Below are 21,220 nucleotides of genomic sequence, written 5' to 3'. Positions count from 1 at the left end.
ATCTATATCAAAAACATAGAGGGAAAGCTATAATTAAAATATACCAAACCGAAAAAGGATGTGAGAATTAATGGAAAGCTTATATATGAGTACCGTGTTTATCGCAGGAGTATTGTCTTTTTTTAATCCATGTATTTTGCCTATTATCCCTGTATACATCGGCTATTTTGCTGAAGCCAATCCGGATGAGAAAACATACAAATGGAAAATAGTTTCAAAGCCGATGCTCAAGGCAGCTATCTTTGTTCTAGGCCTATCAACGGCATTTGTACTGCTGGGGTTTGGAGCAGGAGCACTTGGTAGTTTGTTATATAGTGATGGTTTTATCCGTATTGCAGGTGGCATCGTTGTTATTTTAGGATTGCATCAAGTGGGACTATTAAAGATACAACGGCTGAATCGAGAAAAGAAACTTCATCTGACGCGTTCTGCAAAAGCCGACTTCTTAGGGGCATATCTGCTGGGGTTAACCTTTAGCTTTGGCTGGACACCATGTGTCGGACCAGTACTTGTAGCGGTACTTGGATTATCCGCAAGTGAAGGCAGTGCACTGTATGGAGGATTACTTATGTTTATATATTCTGTTGGATTGATGATTCCATTTATGCTGGTGGCAATTTTTTCAGATGTTCTTTTAAAACGGGTCAAAGCGCTATATAAACATACAGAAAAAATCCGTATTGCAGGAGGTGTTTTGATTATTTTTATGGGACTTGTTTTAATGACAAATAATTTGATGGTCATCGTTCGATGGGTGGAAAACCTATTACGTTAAGGAGGAATATAAAATGAAAAAATCAATGTATAAAACGATAGCAAGTATCATACTTGTAACAATGGTGACAGTCTCTTGTGCACCTGTACAAGAAGCTACAGAGACAGTCGAGAACATGGATGCAGAATCAGTCATGATAGAGGATAACGCAATGGTAGAAAAAAATTCAGGCGTTATGGCGCCGGAGTTTGAACTTAAGGACCTTCAAGGCAATACCTACCGATTGTCAGATTTAGAAGGTGAAAAAATCTATATGAAATACTGGGCATCATGGTGTTCGATATGTTTAGCGGGTCTATCAGAAATTGATGCGTTAAGCAATATGGATACAGAGTTTAAGGTGTTTACTGTTGTAACTCCAGGAGCTAATGGAGAACAGTCGGAACAAGACTTTAGAGAATGGTTTGAGGGACTTGAGTATGAGCATATAACTGTACTTATTGATACAGAGGCAGAACTTGGAAAAGAATTGAATGTTCGCGCATTTCCAACATCCGTTTTTATAGGGAGCGATGGAAAAATTATAGAAGCATTACCAGGGCACAAATCCAATGAGGAAATCATAGAAAAAGTAGCTACATTTTATTAGAAAATGTTTTTTAGTGCATAGAAGAATAAAGGATGTGATATGATGAAAACAAACAGTTTGTTAATCGTACTTATGGTCATAGGTCTTATTGCGGCAGGATGTGTAGGGCAGCCTGATTCAGACGAGATGACAAATGCACCAGAAGTCATGAAAGTATCAGAGGTGAATTCAAATATATATACAGCCCTTGGTAAAGAGAAAAATCTGCAAACCATCTACTTTGCCGGAGGATGTTTTTGGGGAGTAGAAGAATATTTTTCCCGCATTGAAGGAGTACATGATGCTGTTAGTGGATATGCGAACGGCACCACAGAAAATCCATCATATGAGGATGTAATCTATCGTAAAACAGGACATGCGGAAACGGTTAAAGTGGTGTATGATGAAACACAAATATCCTTGGAACAATTGATTGGATATTTTTATAAAATTATTGATCCAACAAGTCTTAATCGTCAGGGAAATGATGTTGGCAATCAATATCGAACTGGTATATACTATAGTAGAGTAGAAGATCGACCAATCATTGAAAAACTACAAGACTTAGAACAAAAAAAATATACCAAAGCAATTGTTGTTGAAAATCTGCCCTTAGACAATTTTTATTTGGCGGAAGAATATCATCAAGACTATTTAAAAAAGAATCCCAACGGATATTGTCATGTAGATATGAAAAAACTTGAAGAAGACGTTGTATTTATTAATCCAGAGGATTATTCTAAACCAAGTGATGCGGTTTTACGAGAGCAATTAACCGAGATTCAATATGAGGTCACACAAAAAAACAACACAGAGTATGCATTTTCAAATGCATATTATGATAATTATGAACCGGGACTATACGTTGATGTTGTCACCGGAGAACCGCTCTTTTTATCGACAGATAAATATGACTCGGGTTGTGGATGGCCAAGCTTTACAAAACCGGTTGTAGAAGAAGTGGTTCACTATACAACGGATACAAGCTTTAATATGGTACGCGTGGAAGTACGTTCACGTGTTGGAGACTCCCACTTGGGTCATGTCTTTGAAGATGGACCGAAGGAGCAAGGCGGTCTTCGCTACTGTATTAATTCGGCGTCCATACGCTTTGTTGCCTTGGAGCAGATGGAACAAGAAGGCTATGGCGAATTAATAGGTTTGATTGAAAAATGAGGTGTTCTATGAAACTACTTGTCATTGATGATGAGCCTTTGGTTCGTCAAGGGATTGTCTCCCTGATTGCGTACAAAAAACTCGGGATTGATAGTATTTTTGAAGCGGAAAATGGACAGCAAGGGTTTGAAATCGTTGCTCGTGAAGAACCGGATATTATTTTGTGCGATATTAATATGCCAAAGGTCAATGGTCTTGACTTCGCAAAAGAGGTGAAGGCCACTTGGCCTTGGATAAAAATAGCGATTATTACTGGATATGACTATTTTGATTATGCAAAACAAGCGATAAAAATTGGCGTAGAAGATTATGTACTAAAGCCGGTATCCAAAAGTGATGTTCAGGAAGTGATCGGTAAACTTATAGCAAAAACAGTCGAGGATGCAGCCGTCAAAGAAGTGTATAAAAGCATCCAAAAAATTGATCATCACGAAGAGGACGCACTAGGATATAAAAAGCAAATCATTAACATCATTGAAGAACATATCAGTGATCCGGAGTTTTCCTTGATGCGATTATCAGATATGATGGGCCTTAACGACAGTTATTTAAGCACTCTATTTAAAAAACTATTTGGAACTTCTTTTAGCGAATACCTGCTTCGGGAACGTTTAGAAAAAAGTAAAATTTATCTTCTGACCACCGAGCTAAAAAACTATGAGATTGCGGATAAAGTTGGGATTAGTGACGCAAACTACTTTTCGACGCTTTTTAAAAAACACTATGGTAATTCACCCAATCGCTATAAAAAAATGCTAAAAAAAGACAAGGGAAAATTAGTGTAAATACAGACAATATGTATAGAAGGTGATGACAGATGAAGCGAAAAATCACATTGATTTATCTAGTTTTTGGCATAGCAAGTGTTGTGCTGGTTGGATTTGTACTATACTATTCTTTGTCAAATGTACTGGTCAATGAATCCATCATGTCAACAGAAACAGCCGTCAATCAAAGTGGAAAATACCTAGAGATTTATATTGAAAAATTAAAAGGAATATCCGACAGCCTTAGGACGAATCAAGATGTCATCGAATACTTTGGGGAGAACATGGTTTTTGAACCTAAGATTTATGAAGAAAGAATACATCGTCTCATTGATAATCTGATGGAATCAGACACGTCCTTACAGTCGGTTATTCTTATATCAAAAGATGGAAAACTTTTTTCAAATGAAAAAAATCTGGATATGTCCATGTCAGAAGATATGATGGAGGAATCTTGGTACATTGAAGCGATGCATAATGCAATGCCGACGTTGACTTCTGCAAGAATGCAAAAATTTTCCATGGATAAAGATTTGTGGGTGATTTCTTTGAGTCAAGAAATTGTTGATGCGACAGGAGCCAATATTGGCGTCGCGGTTATTGATGTTCCATATACTGCATTAGAGACGTATTTAATGGATTTGCACTTGGGAGAAGATGGATTTGTGTATATTCTGAATGCAAACCAAGATGTTGTTTTTCATCAGGACCAAAGATACTATGAAGATGAGGAGCGAAGAAAAGCATTAGTTGAGCTAATGGAAAACACGAGCAATTATCAAAAAAAGACAGAAATACTTATAAATCAATATAAAATGGCGAATACAGATTGGACGCTGGTTGCTGTGTCTTCATTAGATGCATTACTAGTTTTACGAAGACAAGTTCTTGAAACGGTCGTTATAGGTATATCCATTATATTTGTGGTTGTGATTGTCACGAGCATGATTCTTAAAGGGTTGACCAAAGAAATTCAACAACGTGAACAAGAAATATATCAACATGAAATGCGGGCCATGTATAGCCAAATCAATCCCCATTTTTTATATAATACATTAGATGCCATTGTATGGATGGCTGAATTTAACAAAAAAGAAGATGTCATTGCCATTACAAAATCCTTAGCAAGATTTTTTAGGCTATCGCTAAATCAAGGTAAGGCAGTTACGACGTTAAGGGATGAGATTGAGCATGTACAACAATATTTATACATACAAAAGCAACGCTATCAAGATAAACTTGAATATTCAGTTCATGCAGATGAAGAGGTTCTTGATGTGTTAGTGCCTAAGATTATTTTGCAACCGATTGTTGAAAACTCTATTTACCATGGCATTAAAGATAAAGATGGGATAGGAACAATTGACATTACCATAAAAAGCTATAATGACTATATACAAATTCTTATTAGCGATGATGGCATTGGATATGACGAGCAAATAGAAGAAACAGAAAAAGATAAATCGCATAAAACGAAGTTAGGTGGCATAGGCCTTCAAAATGTAGAACGTCGTATCCAACTGTTTTGTGGACAAGACTATGGATTATCCATCCATTCGAAAAAAAATATAGGAACAACCGTTACATTAAAAATATGCAAAGGGCGAAAGTAAATAATCGCTTGCTTTGCATATTCTTTGGAGGAATTATAATACTAAACTATGGCATGGTTATGTTCATAAGCATCAATTTTATCAGCTTTTAATAAGGTTAGTCCAATATCATCAAGACCTTTTAGAAGCTTATTTTTATGGAATGCATTGATCTCAAAAGGTATTTTAAAACCTTCTGAATCATACAAAGTTTGTGCCTCTAAATCTACAGTCAGCATATATCCAGGTGTTGCGGCCACTTTTTCAAAGATAATATCCATAGTATCGTTTGAACAGCGAATAGGCAAGATGCCGTTGTTAAAACAGTTATTAAAAAAGATATCGGCAAAGCTTGGCGCTATAATGACACGAAATCCATAATCTTCTAAAGCCCAAGGCGCGTGTTCGCGGGAAGAACCGCATCCAAAGTTTGCTCGTGAGATGAGAATAGAGGCACCTTGGTAGCGCTCTTGGTTAAATACAGAATGAGGAATGGGTTGATCATTTTCATCATAGCGAAATTCATAGAATAAAAATTGTCCAAAGCCACTGCGTTCAATGCGTTTTAAAAATTGTTTTGGAATAATAGCATCAGTATCTATATTTGTACGGTCAATAGGTAGCACCAATCCGGTAGTTTTTGTAAATGGTTTCATCATTGTCCTCCTTTTTATGCGTCCAGTTGACGAAGGTCTCTTACATCCACAAAGTGACCTGCAATGGCAGCCGCTGCAGCCATCGCAGGAGAGACTAAGTGGGTTCGACCACCACGTCCTTGGCGTCCTTCAAAATTACGGTTCGATGTTGAAGCACATCGTTCCTTAGGTTGCAAGTAATCAGGATTCATGGCAAGACACATGCTACAGCCGGATTCACGCCATTGAAAACCAGCTTCAATAAAAATTTGGTCCAAGCCTTCAGCTTCAGCAGCAAGCTTAACTTTTTGCGACCCAGGGACAACAAGTGCCGTAACATTTTGATTAACTTTTCGCCCTTTGGCTACGGTTGCGGCGGCGCGCAGGTCTTCGATACGTCCATTGGTACATGAGCCGATAAAAACAACATCAATAGGAATTGCATCCATGGGCGTTCCGGATTCAAGCCCCATGTAATCCAAAGCTTTTTGACATGAGTTTTGTTCATCACTAGTACTAAAGTCAGATGGATAGGGGACACAGTCATTAATACTTGCACCCATAGAAGGGGAAGTTCCCCAAGTCACTTGAGGCTCTAATATATTCAAATCAAAGTCAATGACAGCATCATAGGTTGCATCAGCGTCTGAGGCAAGTAGCTTCCATTGTTCGACGGCTTGTTCAAAAGCTTCACCTTTTGGTGCATATTCACGTTCTTTAAGATAGGTAAAAGTTGTCTCGTCCGGAGCAATAAGTCCAGCTCTTGCACCAGCTTCAATTGCCATGTTGCAAATAGTCATTCGCTCTTCCATGGTTGTCTTTTTTATTGCTTCGCCCGTAAATTCCATGACATACCCTGTACCAAAATCCGTACCGTATTGACTGATAATTCCAAGGATAATGTCTTTGGCAGTGACACCTAGAGGCAACTCACCGAGAAGACGGATATTCATTGTTTTTGATTGACTTTGTTGAAGACACTGGGTTGCCATGACATGTTCAACTTCACTGGTTCCAATACCAAAGGCAAGTGCGCCAAACGCACCATGTGTGGCTGTATGGCTGTCTCCACAGACGATAGTTTTTCCGGGAAGGGTTAATCCAAGCTCAGGACCGATAACATGAACGATACCTTGATGTGGACTGTTTAGCCCAAACAAAGTAACACCAAATTCAGCACAGTTGGCTTCTAATGTTTCAATCTGTTTTTTTGAGATAGGATCCTTAATGTTATAGCGGTCTTTGGTAGGGACATTGTGGTCCATCGTTGCAAAAGTAAGTTCAGGACGCCGAACGCGTCTATTTGCAAGGCGTAATCCTTCAAAAGCTTGAGGGGAGGTTACCTCATGTACAAGGTGTAGGTCAATATATATAATTCCGGGTTTTCCTTCTTCTTGGTCAACGAGATGATTAGCCCATATTTTTTCATAGAGTGTTTTTCCAGTCATATTCGTTCATCCTTTCCTTATAAATCCTTTTTAGACAAAGGCTTTACATTGATTTAGAACCATTGTATAATAAAAAAAGATATAAATAAAATGATAAAATATTATAAAGTGTATAACTTAAGGTTATGACAGATTGGAGGAGTTATGACAACAGAACAATATAAGGTTTTTTATAAAGTTGTTGAACATGGAAGTATTTCAAAAGCAGCAAAAGCATTGTTTGTTTCTCAACCTGCGGTGACAAAATCAATTAAAACATTGGAAAATGAGCTAGAAGTTCAGTTGTTTATCCGTAATCCCAAAGGAGTAATATTAACACGTGAAGGGGAAGTGCTGTATGATTATGTAAAGGAGGCATTTGAGCAGCTTGAACTGGGAGAAAAACGTATTCGTCAATTAAAGGGAAGAACCTATGGAAGTGTGCGTATAGGGATAAGTAATATTTTGTGCAAATATTATTTTATACCACATTTAAAAACTTTTCATGAGCGATATCCTAAACTAAAAATCGAGATTGTCAATCGCACGAGTCCAGAGACGCTGGAACTTCTAGAAAGCGGAAAGATAGATTGTGCGATTATAAGTGAGGTAGGGGATCGTCAACGCTATCGATATTATGAATTGATGGAAATTCAAGATACCTTTGTGGCAAAAATAAAACCACCTAAACCTATACTTTCTATTCAAGATTTAGAGACATATCCTCTGTTGCTTCTCGAAAAGAAAAATTCAACACGCCAACACTATGATGAACATTTTGTAAAGTACCAAGGTAATGTTAATGTCGACATTGAAATTAGTAGTATGGAGTTTTTGATCGAGTTTGCAAAAATTGGATTAGGGGTCTCTGCAGTTATCCAAGACTTTGTTCAGAAAGAACTAGAAGAAAAAAGTCTTTTTGAATGGAAAGTTGAACCACCTTTATCACCAAGAAGTATTGGCTTGCTTTATAAAAAGGGCGATTCACTTTCCATTGCATCAAAGACATTTATTGATTTTATGACGAATCAAAAGATTCTTTAATGTAGTTGGGTATAAGCTTCTAAAAAAGTAAAGAGGTCTTTACGAGCCACCTCGCAACCATTATCGGTTGTAGACTCAATATTGATCGGGATAACCGGATCATGTAAAGAGAGGCGAAGGAGAATCCAACCTTTGACACCGTCAAAATCGTAGTTGGCACGAACGCCTTCATGGTTGGGTGAGACTAAAGTATAATGTGCGTTTGTTGAGACATATTCCATGAAGTCATCTAAGACTTTTTGACCATAGGATTTAAAGTCTTCATTATCAATAGTAAGACGGATTTCTGTTGCATCCTGTGGCTCTTCTAGTGAAGCAATCAGATCGGATATATTTTTATTTTCCTTACGAAGCTTGGCAAGGATGATGAGGATTTTTGTAACAATATATGCACCATCATCTAAGAAGTAGTTATCTTTAAAGGCTCCATGTCCTGATGTTTCGATAGCTAGGTGGCTAGGTGTTCCTTCATTATTTAAGCGAATCGACTCATCAATAACATTTTTATAACCTCGTTTGAAGCGATGATGATGTCCACCTAATTCGTTGATAAAAGTCTCTAACCCATCAGAGGTTACAGAATCTGTGACGATGGTTGTACCTGGATGCTCAGCAAGTGTTATTGCACTCATAAGAGCAATAAGCTTATTACGATTAATAGCTTGTCCTTCATGGTCAATGACTGCCGCTCGGTCAACATCTGTATCAAAGATAATACCTAAATCTGCGTTGGTCTTTAATGTGGCTTGGGTGATTGATTCAATGGCTTGTCCATCTTCGGGGTTAGGGATATGGTTAGGAAACGTACCATCAGGATCCAAAAATTGACTACCAACGGTGTGCGCACCGAGAGGTTTTAAGACATGCTCGGCAAAGAAACCGCCAGCGCCATTACCGGCATCAACAATAATATGCATACCTTGTAAAGGATGATTGTAATCACTTGCATTGACGCCGTCACGAATCAGTTGTACAATATGTTCACTGTAGCGTTCAATTAAATTAAAGTGCTTGACTTTAGTGGTGTCTTCAACATAGGTTTTTGGTACAATAGATGACAATAATGTATGAATATCTGTTTTGTTTAATCCACCTTCTCGTGTGAAAAACTTCATCCCGTTTTTGTTGAAAGGAAGGTGACTGGCTGTAATCATAATACCGCCGTCAAATTGACTTTCTTCAAATACGGTACTCATAAAAACCGAAGGGGTTGACGTGATTGCGCAATCATATGAAGTGACACCACAAGATGCCAATCCACTAAAAATACCCTTTTTTAGGCTTTTGGCACTGAGTCTTGAATCACAGCCGACAGAAATCTTCAAAGCATCAGCAGGTTTGTTTAACTTTGTGGATAACCAGTTGGCAAAAGAGATGGCAATATGATATGTTTCGATATGTGTTAGATTGACAGATTCGCCAGGGACACCTTCAAGGGCAATGCCGCGAACGTCAGATCCATTTTGAAGCTTTAAATAGGATGACATAATAACCTCCATTAAATAATAAAATATAGATTTTTGATTTTATGATGCGACATAGTCGGATGTTGTGATGACACCGTCGCATTGTTCTATGCTCAGTGTAGAACTGTTACCTGATTATAGCATAGAATTTTTAATACGAATAGAGAAAACCATATGTGAAGGAGTGAAAGACTATGATAACATTTATTACAGGGGGTACGCGTAGTGGCAAAAGCAGTTATGGAGAACAGCTACTTGAGAGCGAGAAGAAGGTTCTCTACCTTGCCACTGCTAAGATAACAGATGATGAAATGGCACGTCGGGTAGAACATCACAAAAACCGAAGAGGTCAACGCTATACTACAGTTGAAGGATATAAGCAGATGGATGCATCTATTGAAGCCGCAGAGTGTGACAGTAGTATTTTAGATTGTGTAGGGACAACTATTACCAATTGGATGTTTGATCAGTACAGTGATTGGGACAACATAGCTGAAGAACAAGTAGAAGCAATGGAAAAGGAGCTTTTGCTATATTTTAAGGAAATCATCAAAGCCATGAAAAAAAAATCGGGAAGACAAGTCATTATCTCCAATGAAGTAGGGATGGCGCTTATTTCAGAATACCGGCTGGGACGTGTGTTCACAGATGTTTTGGGGCGGGTAAACCAATTTTTAGCTAGTCAAGCCGATGAAGTTATTTTAATGGTTAGTGGAATTCCTATGTACATAAGAAAAAAGTCCTAATTTTTTTTAATCAGGTGCAAAAGTAATTGTAATTTACTATTGTATATGCTATCATAAAGCTATTAATAAAATAATCATTGTTGATAAGGGAGCGATGATATGCCAACGTTTAAAAACATGCGACAACGTGTAGAATATGCTTATGATGAATTGAATGTGGATATCTTTTATGAAGGTGATTATATGTACACGATTTTAGATCATTCATGTGAAGAATTCATTGAAATGCTGACTGAAGAAGAACTGGATCACGAGTTGTCTAGGATATGGATGAATATGTATTGTGAAAGTGCTTTAAATTAAGACACATGATGTTATGAATTAATAGAACAGAATTTATATTCCATTGCGAGTATAGTTGTGTTCTTTTTTTGTGCTGCTAAAAAGTGAAAAAAGTTTCCCTATGAAAACAATATGTCTTGATTTATGGACATAAAGCCATTATACTACATTGTGGATGATTTTTTGAATCATACTAAATGAACTACCGCTTTGGGTAGAATGGAGATGAATATGGAAGAAAGAAAAATTGTAGTTGCGGATCCAACACCTATTGGATTGTTTGGATTAGCAATGGTAACACTTGTGGCATCCTCTCAAAAATTAGGATTAACATCGGGAGTTTCATTTATTATTCCTTGGGCGATTTTTTTAGGAGCTAGCGCCCAGCTATATGCTTGCATTCAAGATGCGAAAAAGAACAATCTCTTTGGTGCCACAGCCTTTGGAGCATATGCGTTTTTTTGGTATAGTGTTGCGTTTTCTTGGATGATTCAAGCCGGAATCTTTGGGGAAAAGCTCATGAGTACTGTGGATACTAAGCAATTAGGCATTGCATTTATTGGGTATCTGATTTTTACATTGTATATGACAATAGGTGCATTAACAACAAATAAAAATTTGTTTTTCATTTTTGTTCTTATTGATTTCTTGTTTTTAGGGTTGTCTTTATCAACACTAGGCATTATGCATGACACGATGCATATGGTGGCAGCAGTAGCTGAATTTTTGATTGCTATTTTATCATTTTATGGATCAGCAGCAGTTGTTATTAATACGCAGTTCAAAAAAACAGTGCTACCGCTAGGAAAAGCTTTTTATCGTGTATAGCATTCATCGCACAGCCCATAAAGTTCAATCTTATGGTCGCTTAGGTGGAAGCCTTGTTCTAACGCTAGAGCAGATAACGTCTCTAAGGGGCAGTAGTCTATCATTTTTACCTTGCCGCAGTGTTGGCAGATGATGTGATGATGGTGATGATCAGCGCAAGTTAATTTGTAGCGTGCGATACCATCATCGGTTGCAAACATAGCAAGCACTCCAAGGAGCGTGAGTTGATCAAGATTTCGATAAATCGTTGTAAGATTAATTGAAGGGAATTTTTCCCGAACTGAATTTAAAATTGTTTCGGCAGATAAGAGAGTATGTTGATTGGTGATTAATACATCAAGAATATACTCTCTTTGTTTTGTGATTTTAAAGTTATTTTTTTGCAGAACGTCCTTTATATTTTGAAAGTCCATGATAGAACTCCTTTCGCTTAATTATTAAATGTTGTCATAGTCCTATTATACTGTGTTTTCGCAAAAAAAGAAACTTGACAAAATAAAGAGATGTGATATAGTAAAAACAAGTTAAATGCAAGTGACTTGCAATTAGAAAGGTGGAGATGTAGATTTATGGAAAAATTTAAAATATTTGGTTTGTTGACAATAATCGTCATACTCAGTATGGCAATAATAGGATGTACGCAAGAAGAGGAAGCAAAAAAAGCCTCTGTAGCAGTATCTATTGGACCGCAAAAGGACTTTGTCGAGGCCGTAGCAAAAGACTTGGTGGATGTAACTGTGATGATTCCGCCAGGATATAGTGAGACGAATTATCAACCGTCTCCAAAAGAACTTCAAGGTCTATCAGATGCGGATATCTATTTTGCCATTGGCGTGACAGCGGAAAAGGCAAATATATTGCCGAGATTAGAAGACTTTAATGAAGACGTTCAAGTGGTTGATTTATGTTCTGAAGTTGCAAAAGTATATCCAACAAGGGAGTTTGACGCAGGGCATGATCATGACGAAGATGAACATGACGAAGAAAATCATGACGGAGACGACCATGATGAAGATGAACATGTTGAAGACGATCATGATCATCAACATGAAGGCATAGATCCACATATTTGGTTATCACCAAAAAGAGTTATGGTCATGATCGAGGTGATTGTTGATGAGTTATCAAAGATATACCCTGAGCATGCAGATACATTTGCTCAAAATGGTGCAAAATATATTCGTGAATTAGAAGGACTGGATACGCAAATTAAAGATACTCTATCAGAGTATGCACATGAGCCATTTATTATTTATCATCCTGCTTTTGGTTATTTTGCAGATGATTATGAATTGGACATGATTGCTATAGAAGAAAACGGAAAAGAAGCCTCAGCAAAACGTATTGAAGAGGTTATTGATTTTGCGAAGGAAAATGAAATTAAATTTGTTTTTTATCAAGAAGAGTTTGATAGCTCACAGGCGGAAACTATTGCTAAAGAAATCAATGGCGCTACGGTTAAAGTGGCACCGTTATCAGAACAATATATTGATAATATTCAAACGATTTTGGAGGCGTTTGAAAAGGTGCTTTCCACAAAGTCATAATGACAATTATCTGAAAATATGATAAACTATGAGAAAAGTGCGTTGGAGGTTATTCATGATTTCAGATAAAATGAAAAAGCTGGTTGCTGGCAGTTCGTTAATCCGTGCCATGTTCGAAGAAGGAAAGCTTTTAGCTGAACGTGACGGGATAGAGAATGTATATGATTTTAGTTTGGGCAATCCAAATGTTGAACCGCCCAAAGAGGTCAAGGATGCAATTATAGAGATTCTCAATGAAGAATCCCCAAATCGTGTTCATGGATATATGAACAATTCCGGTTTTGAGGATGTTCGAGAGGCAATTGCGGCATATACAAATAAAAACTATCATACAGATGTTAGTGGACGCCATGTTGTTATGACAGTGGGGGCCGCAGGTGGACTTAATATTATTCTTAAGACCATACTTAATCCTGGGGAAGAAGTTATTACATTTGCGCCGTATTTTACCGAGTATGGACACTATGTAAATAATTATGATGGACACCTTATTGTGGTTCCACCAAATACAGAAACCTTTCAACCGGATATTGAAGGGCTAAGAGAAGTAATCACACCCAAAACAAAGGCTGTGATTATTAATTCACCAAACAATCCAACAGGTGTTATCTATAGCAGTCAGACCCTTACCCAAATGGCAAAAGTCCTCAATGAGAAGCAAGAACAATACAATACGACAATTTATTTGATTTCAGATGAGCCGTATAGAGAATTGGTATATGATGATATAGAAGTGCCATATCTCTTAAACTATTATCAGAATACATTTGTCGGTTATTCATATTCAAAATCCTTATCCCTGCCTGGAGAGCGTATAGGCTATATTGTAGTTCATCCCCAAATGGCTCATGTAGATGAGACCCTAGGCGGTTTAAACGTGGCGAATCGTATTCTTGGATTTGTCAACGCACCGTCACTGTTTCAACGTGTCATCGCCAAGACATTAGGCTCGGAAGTGGATGTAAGTATTTATAAAAAAAATAGGGACTTGCTCTTTGAACATTTAACGAAAACCGGATTTGATTGCCTAGAACCACAAGGTGCATTTTATTTGTTTGTAAAAACTCCGATTGAAGATGATCGACAATTTTGTATAGATGCAAAAGAATATAACTTGTTGTTAGTCCCAGGAAGTGCTTTTGGCTGTCCAGGATATGTAAGAATAGCTTACTGCATTTCATATCAACGTGTTAAAAACTCCTTACCTGCATTTACAAAACTTTGGCAAAGATATCAGTAGATTTGGAGTGATTATATGACGAAGGTAGAATATCAGATTTCAAACGAACCGGTGGGATATATTGTATATGCAGTTGAAAACGAAGAAAAGCTTTCGGTTAGTATGTTAGCCGATACTTTGCAGATGGAAATTCTTGCGCTTATGAAAATTATTGCACAAGAAGGTGGGTTTAAAGCAGAACCTAAAGATGCTATTGCTTTTTTTCTATTTGAAGAACGTGCAACTGCTTTTATTCAACGTGAAGAAATTAACTAGTTATTGACATCGTCACGAACATTCATTAATAAAGCTAGACTTTCATTGGTTATGAATGTCTAGCTTTTTAGAATTCTAGGAGGTAATAGATGAGTAAACAAACTTGGAAACCGGGAAATATGTTATATCCACTACCCTCAGTAATCGTTACGTGTGGAGAAAATGAAACTGAATATAATGGATTAACCATAGCCTGGACAGGAACGGTGTGTACAAACCCACCGATGACGTATATTTCCGTTCGACCCTCACGACACTCTTATGACATTATCAAAAGACAAGGTGGATTTGTAATAAACCTTACAACCCAGGATATGGCTTTTGCTACAGATTATTGTGGAGTTCGCAGTGGAAGTCATGAAGATAAATTAAGTGTGCTGGGGTTAAAGTATGATATTGGGGATATTATTAAAGCGCCCTTGCTAAAAGATAGTCCGGTAAATATTGAGTGTCAAACGGTGGATGTTCAAGAACTGGGATCCCATCATATGTTTTTAGCAAAAGTCGTTAATGTACATGTAGATGAAAAATATTTGGATGAGCATAATAAGTTTCATTTGGATCATGCGAAACCTATAGTATATAGTCATGGTCAGTATTTTGGCTTAGGGGAAGCGCTTGGAAAGTTCGGATATTCGGTTCAAAAAAAGAAAAAACAAAAAGGAAAAAATAGAAAAACATCAAAGAGTTAGGAGAAAAGTATGATTCTTGTTAGCAGTTGTATAATGGGAAATCCCTGCCGCTATGATGGTAAGGCAGCGATCAATGAAGAAGCAGTACGTGAATTAGCCACGTCCAAAATACTTAAAGTCTGTCCGGAGGTTATAGCGGGATTGCCTACACCAAGGATACCTATGGAAATAAAAGACGAGGGTGCACATAAAAATGTATATTCAAAAGATGGAAATGATTTTACTGCACAGTTTAGCGAAGGGGCAAAGCAGACGCTTAACCTTTGTAAGAAGCATAACATTGCATATGCAATACTAAAAGATAAAAGCCCCTCATGTGGAAGCCAATATATATACAGCGGTTTTTTTGACAGTCAGTTAATTTCAGGTATGGGAATTACGGCAAAACTATTGTCAGATAATGGGATTCAAGTATTTTCTTCAGAGACAGCGCCTTATAAAAAGATCAAAGTATATGATTTTCTTGGAAGTCATGGAATTGCATTTACTAAGCATGAACATGAACCGGTCTTTACGGTGGAAGAGGCCAATAAAATGGAGATTAATATTCAAGCACAACAATGCAAAAACCTTTTTTTACGGAATAAAAAAGGGGACAGGCATTTTCTCGTTATTCTGGAACATAACCGTCCATTTAATTTAAAGCAATTTGGACAAGACAATGATTTAGGGCGCTTATCTTTTGCTTCACCCAAACGCTTAAACAACTATTTACAGGTTGAACCAGGCTCTGTAAGCGCATTTGCTTTGATTAATGATGTTAACCATGAAGTCGAAGTCTATATTGACCGAGATTTTGATCATGAGCAAAATATTTCGTTTCATCCAAATCAAAATGATGAAACCCTTGAGATAACATTTCCGGATTTTGAAAAATTTATGATTAGCTCTGGTCACACATATAAACTATGTTAGGAGAAAATGATGACAATGCAAAAAAAAATAAAAAAATGTCTTAAGCATGAACATCTCCATCTAAAACCTGTCGATACCAATGTGGATACATCCGTGTGCCTAAGTAATATAACACTAGATTATCGACATGTGAAAAAAGGCAATAGCCCATGTAAACTTAAATTAACAGTTAAAGGCAGTAATGTTCGCGTACTAGTACCTAAAGAGTGGTATGTAAAGGTAAAAGGAAAAATGAGCTTGTCTTTACTGGATAATTATACCGAGACATATAAACAAGAGACACCTCACTTAGCTATGGAGATTCAATCTACTGGAGGGAAAATTCTTATCATCAATGAAATATATGGTTAATTGTTAACCTTAAAATAAAAAGGTTGACAATTGAGCGAAGAGGACGTATACTATCCCTATAATTTATAGGAGGAACGTATATGAAATTAACGACTCGAGATATGCTTTTGATAGGACTTTTTACTGCTTTAATGGTTGTTGGGGCAAAGTTAAGCTTTCCAACACCCTTTGGAGTACCGTTAACATTCCAATTATTTTTTGCGGTATATGCGGGGATTTTACTTGGAGCCAAAAAAGGATTTTTATCCCAGTTTATTTATATCCTTATAGGACTTGCGGGAATGCCGGTGTTTTCGCTTGGAGGAGGAGTGCAGTATATTTTTAAAAGTACCTTTGGATATATTCTTGGTTTCATGGTTTGTGCATCTATTATAGGGCTCGGGATTGAAAAGCTGCGAAGTATTCGCTTTCAATCAATAATGGGTGTTGTACTTGCCGGATATGCTGCGGCATATCTTATCGGAAATATTTACTTTTACTGGATACTTCAATGGTTCAGTGAATCTGGGATAGCATTTTCTCAAGTTTTTGTTATTATGTTTCCATATATGATTAAGGATTTGGTTTTAGTAATGTTAGCGGCATATTCTGCTACCTATGTTATACCCATATTACGGCGCACAGGTTATGTAACAGTATAAGGACTTAGACCTATATTATGCACAAACAGTCATTTTCTCTTGCTGAACGATTTTAAGTCTGTTAGACTCTAATCGGGAGGGCGAGATAATGACTATTTTTTTTCTAATGTCGATTATTCTATCGGCACTATGTATTCTAGCGAGTTTTGCACAAATCGATAAAGAAGGGCGTCACAACACTAAGAAATACTATATTATTGTATTTTACATGGTAGTAGCAGTTTTGCGTTTTGTTATAGTGGATTCATATATAGATTCTCAAGATTTAATGATGTATATTTTATTTACATTAATTATTTTTGAATTAATATCGGATATGATTAGCAGACAAATACTCATACTTCCCATTATAGCATTGACGCCAATTATTATCATTTATCATAGCGTTTTACGGACAACAATACGGACGATGGATATTGTAGTATTCATTACTATTGTATTATGCACTTGGATTGTCAAAAGATACCTTAACCATGTTATTGGATATGGAGATATGATTATGTGTGGCCTACTTGTTTTGTGGACAGGAGTAGAGGTAGCCATGCTCATTGTATTTACAAGCTTTGTTTTAAATGGAGTTTTTTGCGTAGTACTATTTGCATGTCGACGGGTGGGCAAACATACGCAAATACCGTTTATGCCGGCAATGACCCTAAGTTTTATCATATATTTATTCGGTGAGGTGATGGTATCATGAAAAAAGGCATAGGTTTATTGTCACTTTTAATGTTAGCAATGACGTTGGTTTATCTTATAGGATTCTTGCCATGGATGCTTGATGATGAAGAGCGAATAAGATATATAATCAGTACAATACAATCTTATGAAGGGCTAGAGATTGATTATACTCTAGATTATGAAGGAATGCAGGTGGAGGGAAGCTATGAGTGGCTTCAACAAGATGATGAGCATAGATTCAAAGGGATGGTCACATCCGATCAGCTTGAAGTAGAACTTATCCATATCCATGGGATGGTGCAAGACAATGGATTATATATACAGATGGGGGATGTTATACCACAAGTCTATAGAATGGATTTGGGACAGCAAGAAGATGAAATTCAAAACTTGGATCTGAACAGTTTACTCGATGAGGTTGAACAATGGAATGAACCCCAATTTAAACTTATGACAATTAACCAGCGTCTGGTTGGAGGTTATGTGGTGACCGGCAGTAGTGTGCACACCATACAGGCCCAAAAAATAATAGTGGATTATACCTTGGTGGTGGATGGATGGGGCAATATACGTAGCATTACAGCGGAAATACAGATGGACAAAATAATCACTTTTAACGGGACAATTCGACCAATAAAAAACTTTAATATTGAAGCGATAAATAAAAATAAAATTATAGATTTTTAGCCGTATCCATATTATAATGACAAGTGGAGATGATAATACAATAAAGGAAAGAGGTAAATTATGCAAAAAAAATTAATAGCAGTATTTGGACTACTTGTTGCAATGATGATGTTTTCAGGATGTATGGATGTTCGCTTAGGATTTACACTAAAACAAGACGGAACAGGCGGCATGAATGTAGCAATGGCAGTGAACCAAAGTCTTATGGGTGAAGAAGAGACAACAGGTATGGAATCAGATTTTTTTGACAGCACGCAAATGGATGATATGAATGCTCAAATGGAGATGATTCCACTAGAGTATTACAAAGATGATATGTTGTTTGTTGGAGAAGAATATACAATTACGTTTGAAGATGCTTTGATTGCTTTTAGTGAAATTGCTCAAACAGAAGATTTATCTTGGACATACCAAGGAGATGGCGTTTATCGATTTGAGATTCCTCTTAGTGAAGTTAATGAAGAGGTGGCTAATGAAGAGATGGATGATATGTCAACAATGTTTAAAGCTATGGGAGGCGCATTTGTCTATTCCTTTGAAACAGATTTTGAAGTGATTAATCACAATGCAGACGATGTTGATGGTGATGTGTATACTTGGGATTTTACAGAAGAAATTTTTGCTGAGGCTCCAGAGCGTCAGTTTGGATTTTTAGAAGTTCGCGTTGAGATAGCACCAAGTGAAAACCCATTACGTCGTGAGTTAGAAGAGTCTTTGGACCTTGACTTAACAAGCCGTGATTATCATGGAGAAGCATTAGAAGCAATGGGATATCTTAAAGGAACAGAGTTGGGATTAGAGCTTGATAGAGAGCTTACACGAACAGAAGGAGCGATTATGTATTCTAGACTTCTTGGTTTAGAAGATGAAATTAAAGCTTTTGCGCAAGAAAACCCAAATTATGAATCTGGATTTTCAGATGTTCCGGCATGGGCAGAAGATACAATCAACTACCTTCAACATATGGGATTAGTTAATGGTATATCAGATACGTTATATGGAGCCAGCGCTCAGATGACAGAAGCTCAATATACGACACTTGTGTTAAGAGCTCTTGGATATTCTGATCGAGACGGCGACTTTGTATGGAATGCGTCTATTGAAAAAGCGATTGAAGAAGGATTATATGCAGATGATGTACGTGCGTATGCATATACAGAAAATAGTTCGGATATGTTTACACGTCGTATGATGAGTTATATTTCATACAATGCACTATTCTACGAGAATATAGATACACAAGAAATGTTGTTTGACGCTATCGAAGAATAAAACCAAGATACTTGCTTGACTTTTGAAATTACATATGATAGTATTGATAAAAATGTAAACGATAAAGATTAAGCAAGTATGCATAACAACCTTTAAGTTTGGTACAGAGAGACCAGAAAGGGAGAATTCAGATGCGAGACATCAGTGCGTGCTTTTGTTATGCCCTAAATGGTATGCAAAAGAAAAAAGACAACGACAATAAAATACAGATGGGAAGCACAAAAACAGTAGAGGCAGTATCTATTTTCTTAGATGCAATGTCTTCCTTTGGAGTTTTCCCATTATATATGAAAGCAATAGTATCAACGTATGTTGATTCTATTGCTTTTTAATCGTTCAGGAGGTAGAAAAGATGCTTATAAAAAACGGACGTATTATTGACCCGGCAAACAATATTGATACAGTAATGGATGTAGTTATTGAAGATGAAAAAATCATAAAGGTTGATAAGAACCTAGAAGTAGAAAAAAACAGTGTGTCTCATGAGGTGATTGATGCCAAAGGTTGTTGGGTTATACCTGGAGCGATAGATTTACATGTACATTTACGAGAACCGGGGTTTGAATACAAAGAAACGATGCATACCGGGTCGCTTAGTGCTGCAAAGGGTGGTGTAACAACGGTGTGTGCGATGCCAAATACGAAGCCGGTGATTGACAATAAAGCAATGGTTGACTTCGTATATGCGAAGGCGAAAAAAGAAGCAATCGTAAATGTTCTTCAAATCGGGGCGATTACCCAAGGGCAACAAGGCGATGTCTTGGCAGACATCAAAGAAATGCATGAAGCAGGCATCTGTGGCATCAGCGAAGATGGGCGCAGCGTTATGAATAGTAAGTTGTTAAAGGAGGCCATGATTATTGCCAAGGAACTAGGGATTCCGATCATGTCCCATTGTGAAGATGAAGCCCTAGCAGGTGGGGCGATGAATGCAGGAGAACAAGCGGACAAACTTGGTCTTATAGGAATACCTAATGAAGCAGAAGACATTATTACAGCAAGGGATATTCAATTGGCACAAGCGGTTCAAGCCCGTTTGCACTTATGCCATGTCAGTACAAAAAATAGTGTGGAACTTATCCGCACGGCTAAAGAAAAAGGAACAGACCTATCGGCAGAAGTGTGTCCTCATCATTTTACCCTCACAGATCAAGCAGTAGATGGAATAGATACTTATACAAAAATGAACCCGCCACTTCGGTCACAAGAAGATGTAGATGCCATCAAACAGGCACTCAAAGAGGATGTTATTTGTGTTATAGCAACCGATCATGCTCCGCATCATATAGATGAGAAAAATCAAGCTTATGCACAGGCACCCAATGGAATCATTGGATTAGAAACTATGATTCCCTTAAGCATTACTGAATTAGTAAAAAAAGGTTGGTTGACACCGACCCAGTTTGTAGAAAAGATTACATATAATCCGGCCAAAATACTTGGTATAGATAAAGGAACACTTTCCCCAGGAAGCATTGCGGATATCACCATCATTGATCCTGATGCAGAGTATGTTTTTAAAGAAGAAGATATTGCATCCAAAAGCAAAAACACGCCTTTTATTGGCAAAACAGTCAATGGGCGTATTAAATATACAATTGTCAATGGAAAAATAGTTTATAGAGATTAAGGAGGC

Annotated in this window: 25 protein-coding genes; 21 read left to right on the top strand and 4 right to left on the bottom strand. The window is 37.2% G+C overall.

The window, feature by feature from the left end:
- The first annotated feature begins 70 nt into the window (after positions 1–70).
- The 5 genes from QBE53_11840 to QBE53_11820 are packed head-to-tail and all read left to right on the top strand — an operon-like array spanning position 71 to position 4,899.
- Positions 71–775, top strand: a complete 705-nt coding sequence (locus QBE53_11840) for a cytochrome c biogenesis protein CcdA (protein ID WZL80494.1) — start codon at positions 71–73, stop codon at positions 773–775.
- Between the two features lie 13 nt (positions 776–788).
- A complete protein-coding gene (locus tag QBE53_11835; GenBank protein ID WZL80493.1) occupies positions 789–1,364 on the top strand; it encodes a redoxin family protein in 576 nt (191 codons plus the stop codon).
- 42 nt (positions 1,365–1,406) lie between these two features.
- Positions 1,407–2,519: a bifunctional peptide-methionine (S)-S-oxide reductase MsrA/peptide-methionine (R)-S-oxide reductase MsrB gene (gene msrAB, locus QBE53_11830; GenBank protein WZL83303.1), complete on the top strand. Its 1,113-nt coding sequence runs from the start codon at positions 1,407–1,409 to the stop codon at positions 2,517–2,519.
- Between the two features lie 8 nt (positions 2,520–2,527).
- Positions 2,528–3,304 (top strand): response regulator, encoded by a 777-nt coding sequence (locus tag QBE53_11825; protein ID WZL80492.1) that lies wholly within the window; start codon positions 2,528–2,530, stop codon positions 3,302–3,304.
- 32 nt (positions 3,305–3,336) lie between these two features.
- On the top strand, positions 3,337–4,899 hold the full coding sequence (locus QBE53_11820; GenBank protein WZL80491.1) for a sensor histidine kinase: 1,563 nt from the start codon (positions 3,337–3,339) through the stop codon (positions 4,897–4,899).
- Positions 4,900–4,940: 41 nt separating this feature from the next.
- Here QBE53_11820 and leuD read toward each other — a convergent pair whose 3' ends face one another.
- Positions 4,941–5,537: a 3-isopropylmalate dehydratase small subunit gene (gene leuD / locus QBE53_11815; GenBank protein WZL80490.1), complete on the bottom strand. Its 597-nt coding sequence runs from the start codon at positions 5,535–5,537 to the stop codon at positions 4,941–4,943.
- A gap of 11 nt (positions 5,538–5,548) precedes the next feature.
- Entirely contained in the window at positions 5,549–6,961 is a 1,413-nt protein-coding gene (leuC, locus tag QBE53_11810) for a 3-isopropylmalate dehydratase large subunit (protein WZL80489.1), read from the bottom strand.
- A gap of 144 nt (positions 6,962–7,105) precedes the next feature.
- Here leuC and QBE53_11805 point away from each other — a divergent pair, with 144 nt between their 5' ends.
- Positions 7,106–7,984 (top strand): LysR family transcriptional regulator, encoded by an 879-nt coding sequence (locus QBE53_11805; protein ID WZL80488.1) that lies wholly within the window; start codon positions 7,106–7,108, stop codon positions 7,982–7,984.
- Here the strand turns inward: QBE53_11805 and QBE53_11800 are convergent.
- Positions 7,981–9,471 (bottom strand): phosphomannomutase/phosphoglucomutase, encoded by a 1,491-nt coding sequence (locus tag QBE53_11800; GenBank protein ID WZL80487.1) that lies wholly within the window; start codon positions 9,469–9,471, stop codon positions 7,981–7,983. The two genes, QBE53_11805 and QBE53_11800, sit on opposite strands and share 4 nt — an antisense overlap.
- Positions 9,472–9,644: 173 nt before the next feature.
- Between QBE53_11800 and cobU the strand changes: the two genes are divergently transcribed.
- The 3 genes from cobU (at position 9,645) to QBE53_11785 (ending at position 11,306) form a co-directional block, all read left to right on the top strand.
- The gene (cobU, locus tag QBE53_11795; protein WZL80486.1) at positions 9,645–10,196 is read left to right on the top strand and encodes a bifunctional adenosylcobinamide kinase/adenosylcobinamide-phosphate guanylyltransferase; all 552 of its coding nucleotides are present in this window, start codon (positions 9,645–9,647) and stop codon (positions 10,194–10,196) included.
- Positions 10,197–10,295: 99 nt separating this feature from the next.
- Positions 10,296–10,499, top strand: coding sequence for a hypothetical protein (locus QBE53_11790; GenBank protein ID WZL80485.1), 204 nt, complete (start codon positions 10,296–10,298; stop codon positions 10,497–10,499).
- 204 nt (positions 10,500–10,703) lie between these two features.
- The gene (locus tag QBE53_11785) at positions 10,704–11,306 is read left to right on the top strand and encodes an acetate uptake transporter (GenBank protein ID WZL80484.1); all 603 of its coding nucleotides are present in this window, start codon (positions 10,704–10,706) and stop codon (positions 11,304–11,306) included.
- On the opposite strand, the gene QBE53_11780 is transcribed toward QBE53_11785, so the two are convergent.
- The gene (locus QBE53_11780) at positions 11,294–11,719 is read right to left on the bottom strand and encodes a Fur family transcriptional regulator (protein ID WZL80483.1); all 426 of its coding nucleotides are present in this window, start codon (positions 11,717–11,719) and stop codon (positions 11,294–11,296) included. The genes QBE53_11785 and QBE53_11780 overlap by 13 nt on opposite strands.
- A gap of 156 nt (positions 11,720–11,875) precedes the next feature.
- On the opposite strand from QBE53_11780, the gene QBE53_11775 reads away from it, so the two are divergent.
- The 12 genes from QBE53_11775 to QBE53_11720 all read left to right on the top strand — a co-directional run bounded on the left by QBE53_11775 (position 11,876) and on the right by QBE53_11720 (position 21,214).
- Complete coding sequence (locus QBE53_11775) at positions 11,876–12,853, top strand: zinc ABC transporter substrate-binding protein (protein WZL80482.1); 978 nt, start codon at positions 11,876–11,878, stop codon at positions 12,851–12,853.
- A gap of 55 nt (positions 12,854–12,908) precedes the next feature.
- Positions 12,909–14,093, top strand: a complete 1,185-nt coding sequence (locus tag QBE53_11770; protein WZL80481.1) for a pyridoxal phosphate-dependent aminotransferase — start codon at positions 12,909–12,911, stop codon at positions 14,091–14,093.
- A gap of 15 nt (positions 14,094–14,108) precedes the next feature.
- Complete coding sequence (locus QBE53_11765; GenBank protein ID WZL80480.1) at positions 14,109–14,348, top strand: hypothetical protein; 240 nt, start codon at positions 14,109–14,111, stop codon at positions 14,346–14,348.
- An 89-nt stretch (positions 14,349–14,437) separates the two neighbouring features.
- Positions 14,438–15,040: a flavin reductase family protein gene (locus tag QBE53_11760; protein WZL80479.1), complete on the top strand. Its 603-nt coding sequence runs from the start codon at positions 14,438–14,440 to the stop codon at positions 15,038–15,040.
- A 9-nt stretch (positions 15,041–15,049) separates the two neighbouring features.
- A complete protein-coding gene (locus QBE53_11755; protein ID WZL80478.1) occupies positions 15,050–15,955 on the top strand; it encodes a 2-thiouracil desulfurase family protein in 906 nt (301 codons plus the stop codon).
- 15 nt (positions 15,956–15,970) lie between these two features.
- Positions 15,971–16,306 (top strand): hypothetical protein, encoded by a 336-nt coding sequence (locus QBE53_11750; protein ID WZL80477.1) that lies wholly within the window; start codon positions 15,971–15,973, stop codon positions 16,304–16,306.
- 80 nt (positions 16,307–16,386) lie between these two features.
- Positions 16,387–16,947, top strand: coding sequence for a biotin transporter BioY (locus tag QBE53_11745; protein ID WZL80476.1), 561 nt, complete (start codon positions 16,387–16,389; stop codon positions 16,945–16,947).
- Positions 16,948–17,035: 88 nt separating this feature from the next.
- A complete protein-coding gene (locus tag QBE53_11740) occupies positions 17,036–17,644 on the top strand; it encodes an A24 family peptidase (protein ID WZL80475.1) in 609 nt (202 codons plus the stop codon).
- A complete protein-coding gene (locus QBE53_11735; GenBank protein ID WZL80474.1) occupies positions 17,641–18,312 on the top strand; it encodes a hypothetical protein in 672 nt (223 codons plus the stop codon). The genes QBE53_11740 and QBE53_11735 overlap by 4 nt, the downstream gene beginning before the upstream one ends.
- 60 nt (positions 18,313–18,372) lie before the next feature.
- Entirely contained in the window at positions 18,373–19,584 is a 1,212-nt protein-coding gene (locus tag QBE53_11730; protein ID WZL80473.1) for an S-layer homology domain-containing protein, read from the top strand.
- 131 nt (positions 19,585–19,715) lie between these two features.
- Complete coding sequence (locus QBE53_11725; protein WZL80472.1) at positions 19,716–19,916, top strand: hypothetical protein; 201 nt, start codon at positions 19,716–19,718, stop codon at positions 19,914–19,916.
- A 20-nt stretch (positions 19,917–19,936) separates the two neighbouring features.
- Positions 19,937–21,214, top strand: coding sequence for a dihydroorotase (locus QBE53_11720; GenBank protein ID WZL80471.1), 1,278 nt, complete (start codon positions 19,937–19,939; stop codon positions 21,212–21,214).
- The last annotated feature ends 6 nt before the right edge of the window (positions 21,215–21,220 follow it).

This window comes from Vallitaleaceae bacterium 9-2, assembly GCA_038396585.1.
Taxonomy (GTDB): domain Bacteria; phylum Bacillota; class Clostridia; order Lachnospirales; family Vallitaleaceae; genus UBA1351.
The sequence above is the reverse complement of the archived record's forward strand: the minus strand, read 5'-3'. Positions and strand labels throughout refer to the sequence as shown.

Coding starts and splice junctions, on each gene's coding strand:
- QBE53_11760 (WZL80479.1), top strand. CDS start 14,438: ATGAGTAAACAAACTTGGAAACCGGGAAATATGTTATATCCACTACCC.
- QBE53_11785 (WZL80484.1), top strand. CDS start 10,704: ATGAATATGGAAGAAAGAAAAATTGTAGTTGCGGATCCAACACCTATT.
- QBE53_11840 (WZL80494.1), top strand. CDS start 71: ATGGAAAGCTTATATATGAGTACCGTGTTTATCGCAGGAGTATTGTCT.
- QBE53_11750 (WZL80477.1), top strand. CDS start 15,971: ATGCAAAAAAAAATAAAAAAATGTCTTAAGCATGAACATCTCCATCTA.
- QBE53_11805 (WZL80488.1), top strand. CDS start 7,106: ATGACAACAGAACAATATAAGGTTTTTTATAAAGTTGTTGAACATGGA.
- cobU (WZL80486.1), top strand. CDS start 9,645: ATGATAACATTTATTACAGGGGGTACGCGTAGTGGCAAAAGCAGTTAT.
- msrAB (WZL83303.1), top strand. CDS start 1,407: ATGAAAACAAACAGTTTGTTAATCGTACTTATGGTCATAGGTCTTATT.
- QBE53_11790 (WZL80485.1), top strand. CDS start 10,296: ATGCCAACGTTTAAAAACATGCGACAACGTGTAGAATATGCTTATGAT.
- QBE53_11780 (WZL80483.1), bottom strand. CDS start 11,719: ATGGACTTTCAAAATATAAAGGACGTTCTGCAAAAAAATAACTTTAAA.
- QBE53_11755 (WZL80478.1), top strand. CDS start 15,050: ATGATTCTTGTTAGCAGTTGTATAATGGGAAATCCCTGCCGCTATGAT.
- QBE53_11720 (WZL80471.1), top strand. CDS start 19,937: ATGCTTATAAAAAACGGACGTATTATTGACCCGGCAAACAATATTGAT.
- QBE53_11820 (WZL80491.1), top strand. CDS start 3,337: ATGAAGCGAAAAATCACATTGATTTATCTAGTTTTTGGCATAGCAAGT.
- QBE53_11800 (WZL80487.1), bottom strand. CDS start 9,471: ATGTCATCCTATTTAAAGCTTCAAAATGGATCTGACGTTCGCGGCATT.
- QBE53_11765 (WZL80480.1), top strand. CDS start 14,109: ATGACGAAGGTAGAATATCAGATTTCAAACGAACCGGTGGGATATATT.
- QBE53_11775 (WZL80482.1), top strand. CDS start 11,876: ATGGAAAAATTTAAAATATTTGGTTTGTTGACAATAATCGTCATACTC.
- QBE53_11835 (WZL80493.1), top strand. CDS start 789: ATGAAAAAATCAATGTATAAAACGATAGCAAGTATCATACTTGTAACA.
- leuC (WZL80489.1), bottom strand. CDS start 6,961: ATGACTGGAAAAACACTCTATGAAAAAATATGGGCTAATCATCTCGTT.
- QBE53_11740 (WZL80475.1), top strand. CDS start 17,036: ATGACTATTTTTTTTCTAATGTCGATTATTCTATCGGCACTATGTATT.
- QBE53_11735 (WZL80474.1), top strand. CDS start 17,641: ATGAAAAAAGGCATAGGTTTATTGTCACTTTTAATGTTAGCAATGACG.
- QBE53_11745 (WZL80476.1), top strand. CDS start 16,387: ATGAAATTAACGACTCGAGATATGCTTTTGATAGGACTTTTTACTGCT.
- QBE53_11770 (WZL80481.1), top strand. CDS start 12,909: ATGATTTCAGATAAAATGAAAAAGCTGGTTGCTGGCAGTTCGTTAATC.
- QBE53_11825 (WZL80492.1), top strand. CDS start 2,528: ATGAAACTACTTGTCATTGATGATGAGCCTTTGGTTCGTCAAGGGATT.
- QBE53_11730 (WZL80473.1), top strand. CDS start 18,373: ATGCAAAAAAAATTAATAGCAGTATTTGGACTACTTGTTGCAATGATG.
- leuD (WZL80490.1), bottom strand. CDS start 5,537: ATGATGAAACCATTTACAAAAACTACCGGATTGGTGCTACCTATTGAC.
- QBE53_11725 (WZL80472.1), top strand. CDS start 19,716: ATGCGAGACATCAGTGCGTGCTTTTGTTATGCCCTAAATGGTATGCAA.